This is a genomic window from Streptococcus salivarius (genome assembly GCF_009738225.1).
Classification (GTDB): domain Bacteria; phylum Bacillota; class Bacilli; order Lactobacillales; family Streptococcaceae; genus Streptococcus.
Genome location: NZ_CP018187.1, coordinates 167,345 through 189,019 on the forward strand (window position 1 = coordinate 167,345; position 21,675 = coordinate 189,019).

17 protein-coding genes are annotated in these 21,675 nt (G+C 41.1%); 10 read left to right on the forward strand and 7 right to left on the reverse strand.

The window, feature by feature from the left end:
• Positions 1–33 precede the first annotated feature (33 nt).
• Positions 34–492 carry a class Ib ribonucleoside-diphosphate reductase assembly flavoprotein NrdI gene (gene nrdI, locus BSR19_RS00960; RefSeq protein ID WP_022496522.1) on the reverse strand — a complete coding sequence of 153 codons (459 nt, stop codon included), beginning with the start codon at positions 490–492 and terminating at the stop codon, positions 34–36.
• Between the two features lie 167 nt (positions 493–659).
• On the opposite strand from nrdI, the gene BSR19_RS00965 reads away from it, so the two are divergent.
• The 4 genes from BSR19_RS00965 to ilvA all read left to right on the forward strand — a co-directional run bounded on the left by BSR19_RS00965 (position 660) and on the right by ilvA (position 8,624).
• A complete protein-coding gene (locus BSR19_RS00965; protein WP_060973237.1) occupies positions 660–2,879 on the forward strand; it encodes a RelA/SpoT family protein in 2,220 nt (739 codons plus the stop codon).
• Between the two features lie 12 nt (positions 2,880–2,891).
• The gene (gene dtd, locus BSR19_RS00970; RefSeq protein ID WP_156246328.1) at positions 2,892–3,335 is read left to right on the forward strand and encodes a D-aminoacyl-tRNA deacylase; all 444 of its coding nucleotides are present in this window, start codon (positions 2,892–2,894) and stop codon (positions 3,333–3,335) included.
• 381 nt (positions 3,336–3,716) lie between these two features.
• The gene (locus BSR19_RS00975) at positions 3,717–7,262 is read left to right on the forward strand and encodes a glycoside hydrolase family 66 protein (RefSeq protein WP_156246329.1); all 3,546 of its coding nucleotides are present in this window, start codon (positions 3,717–3,719) and stop codon (positions 7,260–7,262) included.
• Between the two features lie 111 nt (positions 7,263–7,373).
• A complete protein-coding gene (ilvA, locus tag BSR19_RS00980; RefSeq protein ID WP_145517013.1) occupies positions 7,374–8,624 on the forward strand; it encodes a threonine ammonia-lyase IlvA in 1,251 nt (416 codons plus the stop codon).
• Positions 8,625–8,750: 126 nt separating this feature from the next.
• Here the strand turns inward: ilvA and def are convergent, their stop codons facing one another.
• Together def and BSR19_RS00990 are read right to left on the reverse strand one after the other, a co-directional pair.
• A complete protein-coding gene (def, locus tag BSR19_RS00985; protein WP_002889744.1) occupies positions 8,751–9,365 on the reverse strand; it encodes a peptide deformylase in 615 nt (204 codons plus the stop codon).
• Positions 9,366–9,458: 93 nt separating this feature from the next.
• Entirely contained in the window at positions 9,459–10,097 is a 639-nt protein-coding gene (locus BSR19_RS00990) for a Crp/Fnr family transcriptional regulator (protein ID WP_156246330.1), read from the reverse strand.
• Positions 10,098–10,204: 107 nt separating this feature from the next.
• Between BSR19_RS00990 and BSR19_RS00995 the strand changes: the two genes are divergently transcribed.
• Together BSR19_RS00995 and rpsO are read left to right on the forward strand one after the other, a co-directional pair.
• A complete protein-coding gene (locus BSR19_RS00995; RefSeq protein WP_156246331.1) occupies positions 10,205–11,362 on the forward strand; it encodes an MFS transporter in 1,158 nt (385 codons plus the stop codon).
• 148 nt (positions 11,363–11,510) lie between these two features.
• On the forward strand, positions 11,511–11,780 hold the full coding sequence (rpsO, locus tag BSR19_RS01000) for a 30S ribosomal protein S15 (RefSeq protein ID WP_008535715.1): 270 nt from the start codon (positions 11,511–11,513) through the stop codon (positions 11,778–11,780).
• 299 nt (positions 11,781–12,079) lie between these two features.
• Here the strand turns inward: rpsO and BSR19_RS01005 are convergent, their stop codons facing one another.
• A complete protein-coding gene (locus BSR19_RS01005) occupies positions 12,080–12,670 on the reverse strand; it encodes a VanZ family protein (protein WP_002889749.1) in 591 nt (196 codons plus the stop codon).
• A 298-nt stretch (positions 12,671–12,968) separates the two neighbouring features.
• Between BSR19_RS01005 and BSR19_RS01010 the strand changes: the two genes are divergently transcribed.
• Entirely contained in the window at positions 12,969–15,536 is a 2,568-nt protein-coding gene (locus BSR19_RS01010) for an SEC10/PgrA surface exclusion domain-containing protein (RefSeq protein ID WP_156246332.1), read from the forward strand.
• 87 nt (positions 15,537–15,623) lie between these two features.
• Here the strand turns inward: BSR19_RS01010 and BSR19_RS01015 are convergent, their stop codons facing one another.
• Both BSR19_RS01015 and BSR19_RS01020 read right to left on the reverse strand, forming a co-directional pair.
• A complete protein-coding gene (locus BSR19_RS01015; protein WP_002886432.1) occupies positions 15,624–16,364 on the reverse strand; it encodes an amino acid ABC transporter ATP-binding protein in 741 nt (246 codons plus the stop codon).
• A complete protein-coding gene (locus BSR19_RS01020) occupies positions 16,364–17,911 on the reverse strand; it encodes an ABC transporter substrate-binding protein/permease (RefSeq protein WP_156246333.1) in 1,548 nt (515 codons plus the stop codon). Before BSR19_RS01020 ends, BSR19_RS01015 begins: the two co-directional genes overlap by 1 nt.
• 205 nt (positions 17,912–18,116) lie before the next feature.
• On the opposite strand from BSR19_RS01020, the gene BSR19_RS01025 reads away from it, so the two are divergent.
• Complete coding sequence (locus BSR19_RS01025; RefSeq protein WP_002883622.1) at positions 18,117–18,971, forward strand: undecaprenyl-diphosphate phosphatase; 855 nt, start codon at positions 18,117–18,119, stop codon at positions 18,969–18,971.
• 59 nt (positions 18,972–19,030) lie between these two features.
• On the opposite strand, the gene BSR19_RS01030 is transcribed toward BSR19_RS01025, so the two are convergent.
• Positions 19,031–19,402: a DUF3021 family protein gene (locus BSR19_RS01030; protein WP_002889766.1), complete on the reverse strand. Its 372-nt coding sequence runs from the start codon at positions 19,400–19,402 to the stop codon at positions 19,031–19,033.
• A gap of 206 nt (positions 19,403–19,608) precedes the next feature.
• Between BSR19_RS01030 and mecA the strand changes: the two genes are divergently transcribed.
• Together mecA and BSR19_RS01040 are read left to right on the forward strand one after the other, a co-directional pair.
• Entirely contained in the window at positions 19,609–20,358 is a 750-nt protein-coding gene (mecA, locus tag BSR19_RS01035) for an adaptor protein MecA (protein WP_021143484.1), read from the forward strand.
• Positions 20,359–20,361: 3 nt separating this feature from the next.
• Positions 20,362–21,519, forward strand: a complete 1,158-nt coding sequence (locus tag BSR19_RS01040; protein ID WP_156246334.1) for a glycosyltransferase family 4 protein — start codon at positions 20,362–20,364, stop codon at positions 21,517–21,519.
• Positions 21,520–21,675 lie beyond the last annotated feature (156 nt).

The window sequence follows — 21,675 nt, forward strand, 5'->3', positions numbered from 1 at the left end:
AAAAGCCCCTATTAGGGCTTTTTTGCTGTAGTTTTAGCGTTGGTTAAAGTTCTTTTGTGCTTCTAGAATAATAGGTGCCAGACGCTCGATATCAGACTGTGTGCCACGAAGTTCAAAGTCTCCCAACATAGGGAAGCCAAAACGTTGACTGTATTGTTTGGCGGTTAGGCAGTACTGGTTATTGAAGTTACGGTTACCAGAACCGATGATACCAAAGCAACGTTTGTGGTTATCATGGGCTGCGATAAAATCTCCCAGTGGATTGGTTAGGATTTCGACATCTCCATTGTCCACGCCATTTCCCCCTTCAAGGTAGGTTGGCAAGAGTGCGACAAAGGGTTCATCTACTTGGAAGGTTTCATGATTAAGCTCTTTAATATTGATTTGGCGACATTCAATCCCGTGGTTGAGGGATAGGTAGTCAGACATACGTTTGACAAAGCTTTGGGTATTGCCACTTAGACTAATATAAACGAGGGTAAGTTGAGACATAAGCGTCCTCTTTCTATCTATATCTTGTGTTTGCTCAATCATTCTAACACAAGATGTTGTGCTTTTCAAGTTGGCTCCTTGCAGTTAATAATTGCCTATCTAGCTCTTTTTCTTTACTTGTAAAAGTGATAAAATAAAGGTTATTAAAAGAAGCGAAGGAAGAAATCATGGCTAAAGATAAAAATGTAACAGGAGAAGAAATTTTAGACATTTGCTCGGCCTACATGTCAGCAGATGATTTGAAATTAGTTGAAAAAGCCTGGCATTATGCGACAGATGCTCATAGTGGGCAATCTCGTCAGTCAGGAGAACCTTATATTATTCATCCTATTCAAGTGGCAGGTATCCTGGCAGACCTTCATCTTGATGCAGTGACAGTAGCCTGTGGTTTCTTACACGATGTCGTTGAAGACACCGAAAAAACGCTCGATGATTTGGAAATGGATTTTGGTACGGATGTACGAAATATCGTAGATGGTGTTACTAAGCTTGGTAAGGTTGAGTACAAGTCCCACGAGGAGCAGTTGGCTGAAAACCACCGTAAGATGCTTATGGCCATGTCTAAGGATATCCGTGTCATCTTGGTTAAATTGGCCGACCGTTTACACAATATGCGTACCCTAAAGCATCTTCGCAAGGATAAGCAAGAGCGCATTTCTCGTGAAACCATGGAAATCTATGCTCCTTTGGCTCACCGTCTGGGTATTAGTCGTATCAAATGGGAATTGGAAGATATGTCCTTCCGTTACCTTAATGAGGTGGAATTCTACAAGATTTCTCACATGATGAAGGAAAAACGTCGTGAGCGTGAGGCACTTGTGGACGAGATTGTCGATAAAATTAAGACCTACACAGCTGAACAAGGACTGGTTGGTGATGTTTATGGTCGTCCAAAGCATATCTACTCTATTTATCGTAAGATGCGCGACAAGAAAAAGCGCTTCGATCAAATTTATGATTTGATTGCCATCCGTTGTGTCATGGAGACGCACAGTGATGTTTATGCCATGTTGGGATACATTCATGAGCTCTGGCGTCCGATGCCTGGCCGTTTCAAAGACTATATTGCCAATCCTAAATCCAATGGTTACCAGTCTATCCATACAACGGTTTATGGACCAAAAGGACCTATTGAAATCCAAATCCGTACCAAGGAAATGCACCAAGTTGCTGAATACGGGGTTGCAGCTCACTGGGCTTACAAGAAAGGGATCAAGGGCAAGGTAGATTCGAAAGAGTCCGCTTTGGGAATGAACTGGATTAAAGATCTTGTTGAACTTCAAGATGCCTCAAATGGTGATGCTATGGGATTTGTAGACTCTGTTAAAGAGGATATCTTCTCAGAGCGTATTTATGTCTTTACGCCAAATGGTGCTGTTCAGGAATTACCTAAAGATTCAGGACCTATTGACTTTGCCTATGCTATCCATACCCAAGTTGGAGAGAAGGCTACAGGTGCTAAGGTTAATGGCCGTATGGTTCCCTTGACTGCCAAACTTAAGACAGGTGATGTGGTTGAGATTGTCACTAATGCCAATTCTTTTGGTCCTAGTCGTGACTGGATTAAGATGGTCAAGACAACCAAGGCCAGAAATAAAATTCGACAATTCTTTAAGAATCAGGATAAGGAAGCTTCTATCACCAAAGGTCGTGAGCTTTTGATTGCCTACTTCCAAGAGCATGGCTATATTGCCAATAAATACCTAGACAAGAAACATATTGAGGAAATTCTCCCTCGTATGAGTGTGCGTAGTGAAGAAGCTCTCTATGCTGCTGTTGGCTTTGGCGAAATTAGTGCTGCTGCTGTTTTCAATCGTCTGACAGAAAAAGAACGCCGTGAGGAAGAGCGTGCTAAGGCAAAAGCTGAAGCTGAAGAGCTAATGAACGGTGGCGAGGTTAAGACTGAGAAGAAAGAAGTTCTTAAGGTTAAGAGTGAAAATGGAGTCATCATTCAAGGTGCCTCTGGTCTCCTCATGCGTATCGCTAAGTGCTGTAACCCAGTACCTGGAGATGAGATTGAAGGTTACATCACCAAGGGCCGTGGAATTGCTATTCACCGTTCAGATTGTAATAATATCAAGAGTCAAGAAGGTTATGAACAACGTTTAATCGAAGTGGAGTGGGATGAACGTAATGCCAATAAATCTTATTTGGCAGAGATTGACATCTATGGCCTTAACCGTTCTGGTCTGTTGAATGATGTTCTCCAAATCTTGTCAAATACGACCAAGAGCATCGCTACGGTCAATGCGCAACCGACTAAGGACATGAAGTTTGCCAATATTCACGTTAGCTTTGAAATTGCAAACCTTATTGAATTGACTGGTCTAGTGGATAAGATTAAAATTATCCCTGACGTTTACAGTGTTAAACGTACGAATGGGTAAGGAGTTACTGCAATGAAGATTGTGATTCAGCGCGTGCAAAGTGCCTCTGTGGTTATTGAGGATTCTACGGTTGGTGCTATTAATCAGGGGCTCTTACTCTTGGTCGGAGTTGGTCCAGAGGATACCAAAGAGGACCTAGAGTATGCAGTTCGTAAGATTGTCAATATGCGTATTTTTTCAGATGAAGATGGCAAGATGAATCTTTCTGTTAAGGATATTGATGGCCAGATTTTGTCGATTTCTCAGTTTACGCTTTTTGCAGATACGAAAAAAGGGAATCGACCAGCATTTACAGGTGCTGCAAAGCCTGACATGGCTAGCCAGCTCTATGACGATTTCAACCAATCCTTGTCAACACATGTTCCTGTAGAAAGAGGACGCTTTGGTGCAGATATGCAGGTTAGTCTGGTCAATGACGGACCTGTGACCATTATTTTAGATACTAAAAATCGATAAACAAACCATTTCTCGCCTTGTGTGAGAGGTGGTTTTTTTACTCTCATCGTATGGGCAATTTAGGTGATCGATTTTCATTATTTGGGATTTATTTTTGTTATTTTAAGTAGGCTTAACCAAGTGAATATTTAATGAAATTAGAAAATGTTTTTCTCAAATTTCTGAAAAAATCTGACCATTCATGATGAAAAAATTACCGTTTACGAGGATTGCCGGAAATTCCCTTGTCTTACAAAAAAGATTAAGTTAACATTAGTTTCATAAGAAACACCAAGCGATTTTTATGAAACTAAAAAATAACTCGAGTTTACAGCATGCAAATACAAATAGTGATAATTTGAAACGCCGAGGTGATTTAAACTTTTTTAGAGGGATAGAGAGATGTCAAAGAAAGTAGCGTCAACTAAATTATTATCAGGTTTGTTTGTAGCCGGCGGTGTCCTAGGGATGAATCAGGTCGCCAAGGCAGATAGCATAGTCAGTTCAGAAGCAACAAAACCAGTCATTACAACAGAAGCAGATAACTTGGTGGTGGTACCAACGGAGGCAGTTGCTCCAGTTGCGACAACAGAAGTAGGTCCATCATCTGCCGCTGTTGCGACAGATACTGCAACAACAGCAACAGCTTCTACAATATTTTCACAAGCTGTGCCAGCAGAGAGTGCTAGCTCAGAAATGCTTGTAGCTAGTGAAGCACTAGCTCCTGAGTCAGCTGCTGTGGAAACCATCACATCATCATCTGATAATGCTACTGAAGCAGGACGCCATTCAACTGCTCAAGTGACACCAGTTACAGAAGTGACAGAGCAAAACTTAAATGGTGATGCTTACTTGACAGATCCAGAAACAACAAAAGCTGCTTATAGCAAGACAGATGGTGATATTAACTATTCTGTTGTTGTGTCTAATCCAACAGCAGAAACTAAGACGATGACTGTCAACTTGACACTTCAACATGCTTCAGAGATCATCGGTCAAGATAACGTTGACCTTACGCTAGCGGCAGGAACCTCAGCTAAGGTTTCAAACTTGATAGTAGCGTCAGAGTGGTTGACAAACAATACAGGTTACTTGGTGACAATCAGTGTCAACGATAAATCAGGTAGTACTTTGTCAAGCAAGCGTGCTGGCTTGTCTGTTGAAGATGATTGGACAGTTTTCCCACGTTACGGTATTGTAGCAGGTTCGCCAACGGATCAAAACAGTATTCTTGTTAAAAATCTTGAAGCCTACCGTAAAGAGCTTGAGCTCATGAAGTCTATGAATATCAACTCATATTTCTTCTATGATGCTTATAGTGAAGCTACAGATCCTTACCCAGAGGGTGTTGATAGCTTTGTTCAAAAATGGAATACCTGGAGTCATACTCAGGTTGACACTAAGGCTGTTAAAGAATTAGTTGACCAAGTTCATAAGTCAGGTGCTGTTGCCATGCTTTATAACATGATTTCAGCAGATTCAAATCCAAAGAATCCAGCACTTCCACTTGCTGCTTTGGCTTATAACTTCTACGATAGCTTTGGTAAGAAGGGTGAGCCGATGACTTACACTATCGGTGATAACCCAACTCAAGTTTACTATGATCCAGCTAATCCAGATTGGCAAAAATACATTGCGGGTGTCATGAAATCAGCTATGGATCGTATGGGCTTCGATGGTTGGCAAGGTGATACAATTGGTGACAACCGTGTGACTGATTATGAGCACCGTAACAGCTCAGACGAGGCTGACTCATACATGATGTCTGATTCCTATGCGTCATTTATTAATGCTATGAAAGACCTCATTGGTGAAAAGTACTACATCACAATCAATGATGTCAATGGTGGTAATGATGATAAATTAGCCAAGGCACGTCAAGATGTTGTTTATAATGAGCTCTGGACAAACGGTGGTTCAGTTATTCCAGGACGTATGCAGGTTGCCTATGGTGATTTGAAAGCACGTATCGATATGGTACGCAATAAAACTGGTAAATCACTTATCGTTGGTGCCTACATGGAAGAACCAGGTATTGATTATACTGTTCCTGGTGGAAAAGCAACTAACGGTGCTGGTAAAGATGCCCTTGCTGGTAAGCCATTGCAAGCTGACGCGACTCTTCTCGTAGATGCGACAGTAGCTGCAGCCGGTGGCTATCACATGTCCATTGCAGCCCTTGCCAATGCTAATGCAGCCCTAAACGTCCTTCAAAGTGCTTATTACCCAACTCAATACCTCAGTGTGGCTAAGGACACTATTCGTAAGCTTTACAATTACCAACAGTTTATCACTGCTTATGAAACTCTTCTTCGTGGTGAGGGGGTGACTAACAGCACTCAGGCTGTATCTACCAAGAATGCTGCTGGTGAAATCCTTTCTAAGGATGCTCTAGGTGTGACAGGAGATCAAGTTTGGACATTTGCTAAATCAGGAAAAGGTTTCTCAACTGTTCAAATGATTAACATGATGGGCATCAATGCGGGCTGGCATAATGAAGAGGGTTATGCGGATAATAAAACACCGGACGCTCAAGAAAATCTCACAGTTCGTCTTAGTCTAGCAGGTAAAACAGCCCAAGAAGCAGCTAAAATTGCTGATCAAGTCTATGTGACGTCACCAGATGATTGGGCAACTTCAAGCATGAAGAAGGCACAAGCAAGCCTTGAAACAGATGAAAATGGTCAACCAGTACTTGTCATTTCAGTTCCTAAACTAATGCTTTGGAACATGCTCTATATCAAGGAAGACACAACAGCAACACCGGTAGAACCAGTTATCTTGAAACCAGTTACTAACCAAGCTGGTAAGAAAGCAGACAATACCGTAACATCTGAAGCAAGCTCAGAAACAGCTAAATCCGAAAATACAACAGTAAACAAAGGTTCAGAGGCTCCAACTGATACGAAACCATCTGTTGAAGCTCCTAAACTAGATGAAATAACTAAACCAGCACCAACAGTTGACGAGTTAGTAAACTCAGCAGCTGTTCCAGTGGCAATAGCTGTATCAGAGACCGCACATGATAAGAAAGATGACAACTCAATATCTAATACGGATCAAGGTGCAGTAGCGTCAGATTCAATCACTACACCAGCTTCAAAGGCCACAAGCACAGCTGACTCAACAGCCTCATCAGAAGTATCAGAAAGTGCAACAGTATCATCGGAAGCATCAGAAACTGAAATTAGTTCAGAAGCATCAACTTCCGAGACTTCAGCATCTGAATCAGAGAATTCAATCAGCACAGTCGTTTCAGAATCAGAAGTAGTTAAAGAACCAGCTGTTTCATTGACAGAATCCGAAAGTCAAGTGAGCACTTCAGAAGTGACTTCGGCAATTTCAGAAACAGTGAGCACGTCTGAGGAAGTCATTCTTGATGGACTATCAGAAAACATCAATAGTTGGAATAGACTCTCTGCAGCTCCTCGCGTCTCAGAAAACTTACCAAGTACTTCTGAAACGATTACAGAGGCAGCGTCACTCTTTAGCAATTATGCAAGATATTCAGAAACAGCAAGCTCAGAATCTCACCCTATGGTAGCAACTTCTTCAGAAGCTTCTATTGAAAAATTAGCAATATCAATCTTGAAAGATACCGAGGGTGGCTTGTACGATGCAACTACAATCAGAAATATTGTTGAGATGATTGATAGCATTACAACAAATGTTAGCTATACTCGCAGTAGCCGTCAAGACCTTGTCAATACAGCTTCGTCAGATAACACTTACAGTGGTAGTCAAGATCTTAACCTTGCAAGTAAGACAACGACGCAAGCAGGTGAAAAAGGAACAACTGAAGATCTTAAGGCTACAATTGCTAAAACAGCAAAATCTCACAAGTGGGGAGAACATGCTGTAGCTATCCTTACAGCTATTGTCCTTGCAGGTGCGGCAACCCTTGCAGCTCTTCGTAACTTCTTGATGTCAAAAAAAGTTGATAAATAAATAAGTAGAACTCTTTGTGTAAACAAGGAGTTTTCTTTATACTGGCTGCTATTTTTTCTGAAAATTGTGATACAATAGAAATAGTTTGAATATTGTGTCAAAGGAGAGCCAATGATTACTGCAAATGATATCGTAAAGGCTAATGAAGTCTTAAAAAACGTGGTGGAACGCACACCACTAGATTTTGATCGCTACTTATCTGAAAAATACGGGGCGACCATTTATATTAAAAAAGAAAATATGCAAAAGGTACGCTCTTTCAAATTGCGAGGAGCCTACTATGCTATTCATCAATTGAGTGATGAGGATAAGGCGCGTGGTGTGGTTTGTGCATCAGCCGGAAACCATGCTCAAGGGGTTGCTTACACTTGTAACGAGATGAGGATTCCGGCAACCATCTTTATGCCAGTAACAACGCCTCTCCAAAAAATTGGTCAAGTCCGTTTCTTTGGTGGCAAGTTTGTAACAATCAAATTGGTGGGAGATACCTTTGATGCTTCTGCTCAAGCAGCACAGGAATATACCAAGTCTGAAGGCATGACTTTCATTGATCCATTCGACGATTATAATGTCCAAGCGGGTCAAGGAACAGTTGCTTATGAAATTTATGAGCAGGCTCAAGAGGAGGGTGTTTCCTTCGATAGTATCTTGGTTCCAGTAGGTGGCGGAGGCCTTATCTCTGGTGTGGCTACTTATATCAAGGATGTGGCACCATCTATGGAAGTTATTGGTGTTGAGGCTAGTGGTGCTCGTAGTATGCGTGCTGCCTTTGACCGTGGTTATCCTGTAAAACTCGAAGAAATTGATAAGTTTGCGGATGGGATTGCTGTTCAAAAGGTAGGTGTCAAGACCTATGAAGTTGCACGTAAATATGTTGACCGTCTCTTGGGAGTTGATGAAGGCTTGATTTCAGAAACCCTAATTGATATGTACTCTAAGGTTGGTACCATTGCAGAACCCGCAGGTGCAGCATCAGTAGCAGCTTTGGAAGTGATTAAAGATGAGATTAAAGGAAAAACCATCGTCTGCATCATTTCAGGTGGTAACAATGATATTAACCGTATGCCAGAGATGGAAGAACGTGCGCTTATCTACGATGGCATCAAGCATTACTTTGTGGTTAACTTCCCACAACGTCCTGGTGCCCTTCGTGAATTTGTAAATGATATCTTGGGACCAAATGATGATATCACTCGTTTTGAGTACATCAAACGTGCTAATAAAGGAAAAGGTCCAGTTCTCATTGGTATCGCTCTTAGTGATAAGGACGATTATGATGGACTTCTCGAGCGTCTTTCAGCCTTTGACCCAAGTTATATCAACCTTCACGGTAACGAAACACTTTACAATATGCTTGTCTGAGGACAGGTTCATATAATGAAAAAAGAATCGACGAAAGTCGGTTCTTTTCTACTTTAACCTAGCTATACGGAGGCACTAAGGTCTTATCTTCAACTTAAAACCTCAGTATTGCTACTGAGGCTTTCTTTATTCGATAATCAAGAGTCCATCTTTAATGGCGAATGGATTGTCTTTATTGATGCGGTCGTAGAACATGATACCGTTAGTATGGTCGATTTCATGTTGAACAACAATTGAGTTGTACCCACGGAGCTTAACACGTTGCTTTTCGCCCTCTTTGTTGTAGTATTCAACAGTTACTCGAGCATGACGAACCACATAACCAGGAACGTCGCGGTCGACTGAGAGGCATCCTTCTCCATCACCCAAAGCAGCATCCTGAACAGAATGGGCAACTACTTTAGGGTTGTACATGATTTCTTGAAGGCTATATGCTTCTTTTGGTGGATTACCTTCAGCGTCTTCAGGGTTTGGAACGAGAACCGCGATAATGCGTTTTGAAATATCCAATTGTGGGGCTGCAAGACCGACTCCCCCACGAAGTCCCATTTTTTCAGCAATAACAGGATCTTGTGAATTACGAAGAAACTGCATCATTTTTTCACCTAGGATAACGTCTTCGTCTGATAGTGGGAAGGTTACATCTTCAGCGACAGCACGCAAGGTTGGGTTTCCTTCGCGAATGATATCATTCATATCAATCATATGGCTGGCGCGGATAATTTTGGTTTGAGCGTCCATTTGTTTACCTCTATTTTCTTTGATTTACTTGTTTATAACTATAGCACAAAAGGGTTGAAAATTAAACCATCAAGGGTTAAAGTGAGGCTTTTTCTAATCGATAAAAGCCAGTTTTTCCAAGGTTTGTCGTTGTAAAATACGATAGGTCTTAAAAGCTTCTTTTTCAATAATTCCTTGATCGATAAATTGTTTGATGACTCGTTGCACATGGCGATAGCTAGTCCCAAAACTGGCAGCTAGGATAGATGGTGATAGTTGAAAAACACCTTCTTCCTCAATACTCAACATATGAGTAGCCAGACGCTCTTTGACAGAGTAGCTTGCATTTGTTGAGGCAGTAATACCCTGTTTATGCAGTGCCATGGCTAGGTTATGCCCAATTTGATAGAGAAAAACGGGATCTTTGAGGAGCTCTTCTTTATTATTTAAAGGGAGCTGAACTGCTTGAACCTCGTCTAAAGCAATGACTGATGACCCTGCTGGTTGATTGGTCATGAGTTCTACATCTCCAAATATTTGTGGTTGGTTAAGCATTTCTAGGATATGTTCTTTACCATTGAAGAGAGAACGCACAATTTTTACCTTTCCTGACAAAATGTAGGTTAGCTCTGTGATAGCTTGCCCTTGGGTACAAATATAATCATTCTTTTGAAAGGTGACTTTCTGTAATTGGTCGAGGTAGGGGGGTGGAAAGACCTGATCAAGTTGAGGTCTTATGTCATGATTACGCATACATCTCCTTTTTTAGGACCTAGGTCCTATTTTTTAAAGTCTCCTTAGATTATAATGAAAAAATAACTATCAGACAAGTAAGGAAAGGATGTTCTAATCCCTATATTATGACACGAATTTTAGAAAAAATGAGCCTACTTGGGCTATCCTTGCTCTTGATTTCGGCCTTTTCGATTTCAACAGCGCTACCACCTATGTTGGACTACTATAGCCCAACCTTTTCTGCCGCGCAAGTGGAGCTTTTAGTATCTGTCCCTTCATTTTCCGTAGTAGCGATGCTCTTACTTAATTCATTTATTGACAAATGGCTAAGTGATAGACAGCTAATTGTGACTGGATTGCTTTTACTTAGTAGTGCTGGGATTTTTCCTTTTTTTGTACAAGCCTATCCTCTTGTCTTACTGTCACGTATTGCTTTTGGGATGGGGATTGGCCTTATCAATGCTAAGGCGATTGCCATCATCAGTCAACGTTTTCAAGGTAAAGAACGGGTTCAGATGTTAGGTATTCGTGGCTCCATGGAGTTGATTGGTGGAGCTTCGTGTTCTCTTTTGGTTGGTCAACTATTGAAAATCCATTGGACCTTTGCCTTTCTTATTTATGGTCTTGGTTTTGTGATTCTGACCATGTACCTCCTTTTTGTGCCAACGATGGATCAGGTGGAGAGGAAGCAAATTACAAAAAGTAAACAAGATCTAAACAAAAAAGACCTTAGTATGATCCTTGGCATGGCCCTTTTAGCAGGATTTGTCATCTGTATTAATTCTTCGATTAGTTTGCGCGTGCCTCTATTTCAGGTTGCTGGTAAGACCATTGCGAGTGGGCAATCAGCTTTAGTACTTAGTTTAGAGCAGGGAATTGGAATTGTAGCTGGACTAAGTTTCGCTTCTCTTATAGGATATTTTAAGAATCATCTTTTGCATATAGTGATGTTTTTATTGGCGGTTTGTCTCTTTGGGATGTCAGTGGCTAGTAACTTACCGATTTTGATTGTATCCTCAGTTGGTGTTGGTTTCTTCTATAGTACTGTTTTGACAATTATCTTTAACCAACTTTCTGAGCGTATTGCTAGAAATCTGTTGAACAAAGCGACAGCCTATGTCCTCTTGGGGTGTAACCTAGGGTCTGCCCTCTCTCCTTATGTTTTGAAATTATTGGCACTTGTATCTCCAAGTTTTAGTTGGATTTTCCTAGCCTATGCTATAGTAAGTTTCCTACTTTTCCTTGGGTTTTTGATGAAATCAAGAATGACAAAAAAAGTCTAAGATGTAGAAATCTAAACAGCGAATCTTGTGATTGACAAAGATTAGTAGATAAGCTAAAATAGAGAGGTCGTAAAGACAAACCAACTCTTTCTTGGTTTTAGGAGAGCCAATCCTAAGACTCGGATGGAGCAAAAAAAGGAGAAAAAACATGGCAATCTCAAAAGAGAAAAAAAATGAAATCATTGCTCAATACGCACGTCACGAAGGTGACACTGGCTCAGTAGAGGTTCAAGTTGCTGTCCTTACTTGGGAAATCAACCACCTTAACGACCACATTAAACAACACAAAAAAGACCACGCTACTTACCGTGGTTTGATGAAAAAAATTGGTCACCGTCGTAACTTGTTGGCATACCTTCGCCGTACAGACGTTAACCGTTACCGTGAGTTGATCAGCTCACTTGGACTTCGTCGTTAATTCAAGATACAAAGACCGTTAAAAGCACAAAGCAAAAATAGGAAAATTGACGAAGAAACTTTAGTTTTTAGGAGATTTTATCTTTTTTGCCAAGTGCTTAGGCCTTGTTCAATTGAATACACGAAAATGGAACTGCTCTATAATGGGGCAGTTTTTCTTTTTCACTAGGATTTTAGCCCGAGTTCAGAACAGCTTTCTAGATTCAGAGGGCAGTTTTGCTGTATTCATCTAAGAATTTCTTACGATGATAGATCTATAGAGCCAGCAAAAGACCTCCAGATTTAATTCTGGAGGCTTCTCTATCTTAAAATCTTTTTGATAACTGTTTGAAATTGAGGGAGTTGATGGATAGCGGTTCCGACAAGGATACCTAGCATATTTAAGGCGATATCTCCTAAATCAAAGACTCCCAAATGTCCAAAATACTGAATGGATTCGACGGTGAAAAGGGTCAGGAGACAAAGTAGGAGATTACTCAATCGTGAAGAAAAGAGGAGTCCCAGAGGAATGAACATTAATAGGTTCATGATGGGAACGAAGTGGCTCCCCCAGTATAATTCCCGAGCGAAGGAAAGGGGATTAAGTGAGAGACCTTGGGTACCAATGTTTTTCAAGAAAAGTAGGTAGAAGAGAGCAAGAAAGTAAATGAAGTAGAGTAGGAGCAGTGTCTGTTTTTTCAGCTGTCTAGTAAGAAGGAGTTTCAAAAAAGCATAGACAAAGTAACTAAGCAGGACTATGATGACTAGGTTGAGTAAGACTTGGAAGTAGGAGCCATAATGGGCGATGTAATGAACGTACTGTTCGAGATGGCCCCTATAAAACCAATAAGACAAGCACAGTGATAGGCTTCCTAGTAAGATGTTACTCAATGTTTTTAATGTTTTTGCCACTTTGCTCCTCCATTTGCATATGATGAGTACACATTATATCAAAAAAACGTTTAAAGAAAGTTAAGAAACTGTAACGAAGTTTTGGTAAAATGGAAAGATAAGGCAGAATCAAAGACTAAAAAAGGACTTTGAAACAGCAACTCTACTTTTGACTAACAATTTAATGGTTTTTGTAAACAGGCTATGAAAGCTTATAAAATAATTAAATTTAAAAAATTAGGAGTCAGCATCTTGTTTCAGGATTATTAAAATGTTATTATATAGTAGTGAATTTTTAACATAAAAAGGAGTTCGTCTTATGAATAAAAAGGTTTTGGCGACAGCTGGAATTGCAGCACTTGCAGTTTCTGCTACAGTTGCTAAAGCTGATGAGGTAACGACAAACGATCAAGCCTCAACAACAGCATCAGTATCATCGACAGCTACACAAGCTGTCCCAACTCAAGCCCAAGTTGAAGCGGCTAGAGAACAAGCCAGCGCTGCAAATCAAGCAGTATCGCAACAAGAGTCAGTAGTTGCTAATCATGAAGCAGTTGCCAACCAGGCTCAAGCAAATCTAGCGACAGCGGATGCTAACTTGCAAAAGGCACAAACAGCAGCCGATGAAGCAAGCCCAGAAACTATTGCTGCCGCTCAAGGTCAAGTAACTACTGCAGAAAATGCGGCTAAGGAAGCTAAGTCAGCAGTCGAAACAGCTCAATCAGCAGAAAAAACTGCCAAAGATGCAGCAGACAAACAGCAATCTGTCGTTAATACAGATCAAGCTAATGTCAATGCTAAAGCTAGTGAAGTTGCTAATGCTCAAAAATCAGTAGATGCTGCTAAAGCAGCTCTTAATGGTTCTAGCGCTTCTGAGGCAGCTTCTAACCAAGCTAAAGCACAATCAGTTTTTGACGCTGCAACAGTAGCTGAGAAAAAAGCTCAAGAAGAATTGGCAGCCGCTCAGGCAGCTGATAAAGAAAAAGCGACTGCTATTTCAGCTAAAGAAGGTCAATTGACTGCAGATCAAAATGCAGCAAACCAAGCTAAAGCAGCCTATGAGACTGCTCAAACGGTAGCTAATGAAAAAGCAGCTGCCCTTGCAGCCGCTGAAGCAGCTAAGAAAAAAGCAGAATCTTCAACAACTTCAACAGCTAATGTTCGTCAAAAATTCTCAGTGTCACAAGAGTATGTCAATGCTCTTAAGATTCATGAGTCTAAAACAGCGACAGCAGCAGAAATAGCTCAAGCTGAACAAGTCTTGAAGAACGTCAATAAACGTGATCGTGGTAACAATAGTTATCAAGATAATGAAGCGGATAAAAATGTTAAAATTAGTGATTTGAATAACCTTAGTGAAGCTCAAATTACAGATTTGTCATTGTATGCTTCAAGTTTGATTAACCAAATTCGTACAGCTTTTGGTACAACTCAAACATCTGTTTCAAAAGGTAGTGTTCTTGCGGCTGATCGTGTTTCAGATGGTTATGTAGCAGATAACTGGGGTTGGGAAGCTATTACCCATAAACGACATGATAGTGCCGCCCTTGACCGTGCTGGTAAGTCATTTAATAGTGTAAGTATTGGTGAAAACCTTAATACATGGCAAGGTTTGACAGGACCATTTACACTTAACGACATTAAGAAATATGTCTATGAAGCTATGCTCGACTTCATGTTTAATGGTAATGAGTGGAACCATGCTCGTTCTATCTCTGGACTTACAGCAGATGGTGGTGAGTCTTACATTGGTACAGATATCAGTGTTGTTGCCGGTGCCTTTAATGTTCACGTAAACAATGTCAACAAAAATTCTATCGCTTCTGATAGTAGCTTTGACACAACTAAGATTGCTAACCCATATGTAGGTAACTCATCTCAACCATCTTCAAATGCAAATCTAGCAGCTGCAAAAGCAGCTTATGAAGCTGCTAAACAAGCTAACGATCAAGCTCAAAGTGATTTGGCTAGCAAGAAATCTGCTTCTGAGTCAGCAACTCTTAAACTTAAGAATACTCAATCAGAACTTGCAGCTCTTAAAGCGACTGCAAGCAAGTTGGCAGCTGCTCAGAATAACCTTTCTGAAAAACAAGCAGCCCTTGCAACTGCTAAATCAGAATTGGAAAAAGCTAATGCTGCAGTTGAAAATCTTAATGCTAATGCACAAGAAAAAGCAGCAGCACTTAGCAAAGCTCAAGCAACTCTTGATGAAAAACAAGCAGAGCTTCAAACAGCTAAAGATAAACTTGCGGCAAGCTCTGCGACCTTGCAACGTTTGACAAATGCCTACAACGCTGCTAAGCAAGATACTGCTAAGAAACAAGTAGCATTGACACAAGCTAACCAAGCTTTGGCTTCTGCTAAGAACCATGTAGCAGCTCTTACAAATGCTTCAGCTAACCTAGCTAAGGCTAAGGCAGAACGTGCAACGGCCTTTGCTAAATTTACTGCGGCGAAAGGTGCTCTTTCAACTGAACGTGCGAAACTGGTTGAATTGTCAGCTAAGCGTGATAAATTAACGAGCGAATACACGACAGTTCAAACAGCTTTCGATAACTATATGAAAGCTAAGGCAGACAAAGAGCTTCAAACACAATTGGCTAAAGAGTATGCTAACATCATCTCTAAAGGTCTTACACCAGTACCTGTTTACGATGTAGATGGTAAAGTTGTTGCTTTCACAACACAAGAAAAAGCAGCTCAAACGGCGGCTCAAATTCCTGTAAATTATGGTCAAGCAAAAGCAGAGAAACAAGCTCCTGTACAAGAAGCAGACAGCTTGCCAGAAACAGGTGAGTCAACTGCAGTAGGATTCAGCCTTGTAGGTCTCTTTATGACATTATTGGCCTTCCTTGGTTTTGTTGACAGACGTACACGTCGTAACTAATCATAGACAAAAAAACGGCAGATGCCGTTTTTTTATATATTTGAGAATCTAAAAAAAGTTAAGGTCGAAACCTTAACTTTTTTGTTTTTAACCCAAGAAACGTTTGAGGAATTCCTTGGTACGTTCTTCTTTAGGATTTTCAAAGATTTGTTCTGGGCTACCTTGTTCAGCGATTACCCCTTTATCCATGAAGATGACACGGTCTGAAACATCACGTGCGAACTCCATTTCATGGGTAACGATAATCATGGTCAAACCAGTTTCAGATAGCTCCTGCATAGTCTTGAGTACTTCCCCTACCATTTCTGGGTCAAGGGCTGAAGTTGGCTCGTCAAATAGGATGGCTTCAGGATCAACAGAGAGGGCACGGGCAATGGCCACACGTTGTTTTTGTCCCCCTGAGAGTTGTTTTGGTTTAGCTTTCCAGTATTGTTCCCCCATACCAACTTTCTCCAAGTTAGCTTTGGCGATACTCTCAGCTTCTTTGCGGTCACGTTTGAGAACGGTTGTTTGAGCTACGATAGCATTTTCCAAAACATTAAGGTTTTCAAAGAGGTTGAAAGATTGGAAAACCATACCGAGTCTTTCACGATAGGTAGTGAGGTCGTAACCTTTTTCAAGGACATTGTCTCCATGATAGAGGATTTCACCACCTGAAGGTGACTCGAGTAGGTTAATAGAGCGAAGGAAGGTTGATTTCCCTGAACCTGAAGAACCAATAATTGAGATAACCTCACCCTTTTTGACACTGAGGGAGATATCTTTGAGGACTTCATTTTTTCCGTATGATTTTTTGAGGTTTTTAATTTCTAAAATCGTCTCAGTCATTAGTGAACCCCTCCTTGTGTGTAAGTATCTTGATCCAAACGGCGTTCTACATAACGCAAGATGCGTGTCACTGTGAAGGTAAGGACAAAGTAGATTGCTGCGATAACAAAGAATGTTTGGAAGTATTGATAAGTTTGGCTTGCGACAGTGTTACCTGCGAAGTAAAGTTCCACAACAGAGATAACGTTCAAAACAGAGGTATCCTTGATATTGATAACGAACTCATTACCAGTAGCTGGCAAGATGTTACGGATAACCTGTGGAAGAACAATCTTACGCATGGTTTGGCCATGGGTAAATCCAAGAGCAGTTGCAGCTTCAAATTGTCCTTTATCTACAGCGAAGATACCACCACGAACGATTTCACTCATGTAGGCTCCGGTGTTGATAGAAACGATGAAGACAGCTGCTAGGGTACGATCAATATTGATACCAAAGGCTTGGGCAGTACCGTAGTAGATAACCATAGATTGTACAATCATTGGTGTACCACGGAAAACTTCGATATAGACATTAAGAACCCAACCGAAGAGTTTTTGGAGCAAGGCTACAAATTTATTAGCAGCCTTAGGAGCTGTGCGGTAAACACCAATCATAAGACCGATGAAAGTACCTACAACTGTACCGATAATTGAGATAAGAAGGGTAATTCCTGTACCACGTAGGAATTGTGGCCAGTTCTTAGCGATGATGGTGCTCATCTGACTAAAGAAGTTTCCTTTTTTAGCCTCGTCAGTCTTATCTGCAGGTTGGATGTCAATGATGTGATCCATCAGTTTAACACGTTCCTCTTGGCTGATTCCAGCAAGGACCTTATTGACTTGTTCCATTTGCTGGCTGTCTCCTTTGCGAAGACCGACGGCCAAGGATACGTCATCGTCTGAAACCTGGAAACCACCATCTTTAAGCGTAATCATCTTATATTTTGAGCTAGCTTCTTCGGCAGTTTTTGCTTCAGGACGCTCTGAAACATAACCATCGATGATACCAGATGCAAGGGCTTGGCGCATAGCACCGAAGTCTCCCATAGCGGTTTGTTTGCTGACACCTGGGATTTGATCAATCAAATTATAGAGATAAACCCCTTGTTGAGCTGTGATTTTAGCATCCTTGAAGTCTTTGAGACTCTTAGCGTTGGCATAATCACCGTCTGAGCTGACAACCATGACAGGTTCGCTTCGGTAGTAGGTATCTGAAAAGTCGATTTCTTGACGACGTTCAGCTGTTGGGCTCATACCTGCGATGATCATATCGATTTTGCCGGAAGTGAGGGCAGGAATCAAACCTGTCCAAGCTGTTTTAACCACCAAGGGTTTCTTCCCTTGAGCTTCAGCGATTTTTTTAGCAATCTGCACGTCATAACCGTTGGCATACTGTTTGGTACCTTCGATTGGAACGGCTCCGTTTGAGTCATCGTCCTGCGTCCAGTTGAAAGGTGCATAGGCAGCCTCCATACCGACACGGAGATACTCGTCTGCTTGAGCGCTTGATACTCCGCCAAAAACGAGGAGGAGCGCTGCAAAGCAGGCTACAATAATTTTTTTCATTGAAACAATGTCTCCTATAAAAATGTCATACCTTACTATTTTACAGGAAATTAGGATTAATGACAATAAGTTGGGATTAGAAAAACAATCTCTATACCAAGATTGTCTTCAAATACAAGTTGTAATTTGATATAATGGGAAGGACGAGTTGGAGCCTTAATCATTTTTGGTGTGATGAGGCTAGCATTTTAAAACGGAGATAATTATGCAAACGGCACAATTTATTATTGAATTACTAAAAGCAGTCTTTCTTGGGATTGTCGAAGGTATCACTGAGTGGCTACCGATTTCATCTACGGGTCACTTGATTTTGGTGAATGAATTCTTGAACTTGAGACAAAGTAAAGATTTCATTGATATGTTTAATATCGTTATCCAACTTGGTGCTATTCTTGCGGTTATGGTCATTTACTTTAAACGTTTGAATCCCTTCCAACCTGGTAAGACAGCACGTGAAGTGCAATTGACTTGGCAGCTTTGGCTCAAGGTGGTCATTGCCTGTATTCCTTCAGCCTTCTTTGGTCTTCTTTTAGATGACTGGATGGAGGCCCATCTCAGTAATTTCTTTGTAGTAGCTATCATGTTGGTGGTCTACGGGATTGCCTTTATTTGGATTGAGGACCGCAATCGACGTGTAGAACCTAAGGTAACGGATTTGGCACGTATGTCTTACAAGACAGCTTTCTATATTGGTCTTTTCCAAGTCTTGAGTATCATTCCAGGGACAAGCCGTTCAGGTGCTACTATTCTTGGGGGTATCATCGTTGGTACTAGTCGTAGCGTAGCTGCTGACTTCACTTTCTTCCTTGGTATTCCAACCATGTTTGGTTACAGTGGCCTTAAGGCAGTTAAGTACTTCATTGACGGAAATACTTTGACAGGTGGACAAGTGGCTATTCTCTTGGTAGCTAGTGTGACAGCCTTTGTTGTCAGCTTGTTCGTGATTCGCTTCTTGATGAATTACATTAAGAAACATGATTTTACAGTTTTCGGAAAATACCGTATCGTACTTGGTATTATTGTGCTTCTCTATGGAGCTGTTAAACTTATTTTTGGATAATTACTTTTAAGTAAACTGAAAAGGACTTCAATTGGAGTCCTTTTTATCTGGTTTTGAAATCATTTGTGGATAAGTTTTCCAAAGATGAGATAAGCCAGCAACCATAGGACCAGTCCGCAAGTTAAGAAGCTAGCTAGGATTTTCAAGAAGTCCACGACATTATGCAAGGGATACCATCCGGACAAACAGAGGATTGGAAGGATGGTAACACACATGATAGAGAAGTGGAGCAGTGATTGCTGTTTGAGCGATAAACGGTTATCGTCGTAAATGGGAGCAGTTGCTAGTATGATGGCGACAATTAGCCCCGTAAGAAAGGTAGATTTGTTTACTTGATGAGGTTGCCCCGACAAGTAGAGAAAGAGCGTCAATAAACTCGTTATTCCCCCAGCAATGCTAGCTCGTAGCCACCCTTTTTTGTAGGCAGTCATGGTCATCACCTCCACGTATAGTTTCACTTATATTATATCGCTTTCTGGGGGAGATGACAGGTATTAATGGGGAAATACAAGGTTTTGTTAGCATTAAGAAGTTTTTAGAAACCCTATCCTAAATAAGACGCAAACTTGCTCAGAAATTGCTATCTCTTGGCTTTTCTAGTATAATGAAATAACTACTCGTGCGAGGTTTTTTACATATGGAAATGAAACAAATAAGCGAGACAACTCTAAAAATCATGATTACCATGGAAGATCTTGAAGAACATGGTATGGAATTGAAAGATTTCTTGATTCCCCAGGAAAAAACAGAGGAATTTTTCTACACTGTCATGGATGAGTTGGACTTGCCTGATAACTTTAAAAATAGCGGGATGCTGAGCTTCCGTGTCACGCCACGCAAGGACCGTGTGGATGTCTTTGTGACTAAATCAGATCTTAAGGAAGACCTTGATTTCAACGATTTGTCAGATATGGACGACTACTCAGGGCTTTCTCCAGAAGAGTTCCTCAAGGCTCTTGAAGGTAACTTTATGGACAAGGGGGATATCGAAGCACACCATAAGCTCGAAGAACTTGAGAAGACCTTGGAAGAAGTTGATAAGGCTATGACAGAGCCTACCAAGGAAGTGGCTGAAGAAAATATTCGTGAAGACTATACCCACTATGTCTTGGCTTTCTCTGACTTTGATCAAGTAGTGACCTTTACACAAGGCTTGAAGGATGTACCTGTTGAAGGTTCTGAGCTTTATAAGCTTGGGGATGTCTACTATATGACAATCCTTCTTTACTTGGCTGATGAGCCTGATTATTACGCGAACAATATGTATGCGCGTTTTCTTGAATATGCGAATGTGGCAGACCGAACACGTGCCTACCTACAGGAGCATGCAACAATCTTGATGGAAGAGGACGCCTTACCGGTACTACAAGCAACGAAATGGAGCTAAGACATGCCTTGGACCATTAACTATATATTCGTTTTGATTGGGACCTTTTTGATCGCCATTGTGGCGACTCCTTTGGTACGCTCTTTGGCCTTACGTGTCGGAGCTGTTGACAATCCCAATGCAAGACGTATCAATAAAAAGCCAATGCCTAGTGCTGGTGGCCTAGCTATTTTGTTGGCCTTTGTACTAGCGACCTTGGTCTTTATGCCTATGATTATTCATAAGGATATCTGGCATGTTTCTTACATCAGGTACATCTTGCCGGTTGTTGTAGGAGGATCTGTCGTAGCTCTGACTGGCTTCATTGATGATATCTTGGAATTAAAGCCTCTACCTAAGATGCTTGGTATTGTCATTGGAGCTGTCATCGTTTGGGCTTTTACAGACTTCCGATTTGATAGCTTTAAGATTCCATTTGGTGGTCCCATGATTCATTTTGGGCCGGTCTTGACCTTGATTTTAACGGTGTTATGGATTGCGGCCATCACCAATGCCATTAATCTGATTGATGGTTTGGATGGCTTAGTTGGAGGAGTTTCTATCATTTCCCTTATGACTATGGGGGTGATTTCTTATTTCTTCCTCTATGACACTGATATTTTCTTGACCATGACCATCTTTGTCTTGGTGGCTGCCATTATGGGATTTTTCCCTTACAATTATCATCCAGCGATTATCTATCTAGGTGATACAGGGGCGCTCTTTATTGGCTTTATGATTGGTGTCTTGTCATTGCAAGGGTTGAAAAATGCGACAGCGGTGGCTATTTTGTCACCTGTTATTATCCTTGGAGTGCCTATTGTTGACACAGTGGTGGCTATTGTCCGCCGTAAGTTGTCAGGGCGCCCAGCTATGGAAGCTGACAAGATGCATTTGCATCATCGTCTCCTAGCTATGGGCTTTACTCATCGTGGAGCGGTTCTAGTGGTCTATGCCATCGCTATCCTCTTTTCATTGATTGCCCTCTTGTTAAATGTTTCTAGCCGTTTTGGTGGTATTCTCTTGCTCTTGAGTTTACTTCTGGGAATGGAAATTCTGATTGAAGGGCTTGAGATTTGGGGCGTTGGTCGAACACCTCTCTTCAACCTCCTGAAATTTATCGGAAATAGTGATTATCGCCAAGCAACCCTGTTAAAATGGAAGCAAGGGCGAAAAAATTAAACATTTGAAAAGCCAAGTAATGGCTTTTTTGTTATAATGATTCTAATTAAGGAAAATGGAAGTTCTCTTTTTGTTTTCCAGAAAATAGCAAGACTATTTTCAAAAAAATAATGCAAATTAGCGAGCGACTGCTCGCTGTATATATGAAAAAGGAGT

Coding starts and splice junctions, on each gene's coding strand:
- nrdI (WP_022496522.1), bottom strand. CDS start 492: ATGTCTCAACTTACCCTCGTTTATATTAGTCTAAGTGGCAATACCCAA.
- BSR19_RS00965 (WP_060973237.1), top strand. CDS start 660: ATGGCTAAAGATAAAAATGTAACAGGAGAAGAAATTTTAGACATTTGC.
- dtd (WP_156246328.1), top strand. CDS start 2,892: ATGAAGATTGTGATTCAGCGCGTGCAAAGTGCCTCTGTGGTTATTGAG.
- BSR19_RS00975 (WP_156246329.1), top strand. CDS start 3,717: ATGTCAAAGAAAGTAGCGTCAACTAAATTATTATCAGGTTTGTTTGTA.
- ilvA (WP_145517013.1), top strand. CDS start 7,374: ATGATTACTGCAAATGATATCGTAAAGGCTAATGAAGTCTTAAAAAAC.
- def (WP_002889744.1), bottom strand. CDS start 9,365: ATGGACGCTCAAACCAAAATTATCCGCGCCAGCCATATGATTGATATG.
- BSR19_RS00990 (WP_156246330.1), bottom strand. CDS start 10,097: ATGCGTAATCATGACATAAGACCTCAACTTGATCAGGTCTTTCCACCC.
- BSR19_RS00995 (WP_156246331.1), top strand. CDS start 10,205: ATGACACGAATTTTAGAAAAAATGAGCCTACTTGGGCTATCCTTGCTC.
- rpsO (WP_008535715.1), top strand. CDS start 11,511: ATGGCAATCTCAAAAGAGAAAAAAAATGAAATCATTGCTCAATACGCA.
- BSR19_RS01010 (WP_156246332.1), top strand. CDS start 12,969: ATGAATAAAAAGGTTTTGGCGACAGCTGGAATTGCAGCACTTGCAGTT.
- BSR19_RS01015 (WP_002886432.1), bottom strand. CDS start 16,364: ATGACTGAGACGATTTTAGAAATTAAAAACCTCAAAAAATCATACGGA.
- BSR19_RS01020 (WP_156246333.1), bottom strand. CDS start 17,911: ATGAAAAAAATTATTGTAGCCTGCTTTGCAGCGCTCCTCCTCGTTTTT.
- BSR19_RS01025 (WP_002883622.1), top strand. CDS start 18,117: ATGCAAACGGCACAATTTATTATTGAATTACTAAAAGCAGTCTTTCTT.
- BSR19_RS01030 (WP_002889766.1), bottom strand. CDS start 19,402: ATGACTGCCTACAAAAAAGGGTGGCTACGAGCTAGCATTGCTGGGGGA.
- mecA (WP_021143484.1), top strand. CDS start 19,609: ATGGAAATGAAACAAATAAGCGAGACAACTCTAAAAATCATGATTACC.
- BSR19_RS01040 (WP_156246334.1), top strand. CDS start 20,362: ATGCCTTGGACCATTAACTATATATTCGTTTTGATTGGGACCTTTTTG.